General features: G+C 44.9%; 1 rRNA gene. It reads right to left on the bottom strand.

The features are described from left to right. Window positions 1-287 (bottom strand): 16S ribosomal RNA (locus BM736_RS24795); the annotation flags it as partial. Window positions 288-684: the final 397 nt, after the last annotated feature.

Raw genomic sequence — 684 nt, 5'->3', positions numbered from 1 at the left:
AGGGATCGTCGCCTAGGTAAGCCATTACCTTACCTACTAGCTAATCCCACCTAGACTCATCTAATCGCGAAAGGCCCGAAGGTCCCCTCCTTTCCCCCGTAGGGCGTATGCGGTATTAGCAGTCGTTTCCAACTGTTATCCCCCACGACTAGGCAGATATCTAGGCATTACTCACCCGTCCGCCGCTCGACAGCAAAGGTGCAAGCACCTTTCTGTTTCCGCTCGACTTGCATGTGTTAGGCCTGCCGCCAGCGTTCAATCTGAGCCATGATCAAACTCTTCAATTAAAGTTTTGTTGATTCCTAAGAACCGGCTCAATGAATTCTGATTTCGTTTAGAAGACTCGGAAGAATCTTAAAAACGTTTGTACATATTGCTATGAACACTCATCGTTACATTGAGTTAAATTTTTGATTGCTTCCTAAGAAGCAATTTCGAATAACTCAACACCTGTGAATGTCCACACAGATTTCTTGTTTCGTATTGTTAAAGAACGTGGCGCTAAGTAGCACCGCCGTTGACGCTAGGTCGCTGGCTTGAGGAGGCGTATTCTACACTTCCCGTTGTTGGCGTCAAGTGCTTTTAAAAATTTAATTTCAAACGTTTAAAACGAGGAAATTAATTAGCTTACTTGTTGCCCTGACTGGGTTTCAGCTTCTGTTTAAGAAGGCTGGTTTGCCGTGT

The sequence above is a fragment of the Shewanella sp. UCD-KL12 genome (assembly GCF_001957125.1).
Classification (GTDB): domain Bacteria; phylum Pseudomonadota; class Gammaproteobacteria; order Enterobacterales; family Shewanellaceae; genus Shewanella.
Note: the sequence above shows the minus strand (reverse complement) of the source record. Positions and strands in the feature narration are given on the sequence as shown.